Origin of the sequence: Ferrovum sp., from assembly GCF_027317285.1 — a bacterium.
Lineage (GTDB): Bacteria > Pseudomonadota > Gammaproteobacteria > Burkholderiales > Ferrovaceae > Ferrovum.
This window is the reverse complement of record NZ_DAHVHV010000165.1, coordinates 1-552: the sequence shown is the minus strand read 5'-3', so window position 1 is coordinate 552 and position 552 is coordinate 1. Positions and strand designations below refer to the sequence as shown.

At 46.7% G+C, this 552-nt stretch carries 1 pseudogene; it reads left to right on the top strand.

Annotated elements, in window-relative coordinates:
• A pseudogene (locus M6F29_RS12125) lies at window positions 1–273 on the top strand (hypothetical protein); the annotation flags it as partial.
• Window positions 274–552: the final 279 nt, after the last annotated feature.

Genomic DNA, 552 nt, shown 5'->3' with positions numbered 1-552 from the left:
CAAGCATCTGCTTGTCGAATCATTATCCCGACGGCATATCGCGAAGACTATTTGCTACCCCTCAAAGCGCTATCCAGAAATACCGATCCAATACCATTCGTCCGTTCAATGACTCGCATCCAGGCATGGTCGGCTGCTTTTGACTACAGTAACTTCCAAAATACCTGGAAGCAGATGGCTGAGTGCAATGCTTTTTCCGATGACATAGACCAGCACAAGCTGCTTCATCCTCACGAGATACGCAACCTTGTTGACAAAACAAGCAACCGATAAACCGCCTTGATGACAGAGTAGTAACTTAATGCAATAGCATATGCCATTCTGTGCTGTAACTATCTGATTTGACTGGTCGGGGCGAGAGGATTCGAACCTCCGCCAAAACAAGGCATGACGAACCATGCCTAGCAAATACGCCTTACTTGGCGCGGCCTACTCGTCATGATTCGGCATAATTCGCCACACGATAGCCACAAAAACGCCACAAGAACGCCACAAAATTTACCCTGATTATGTCTCTATCTCAGTGCGTACTGGAAAACTGTATGAATACAC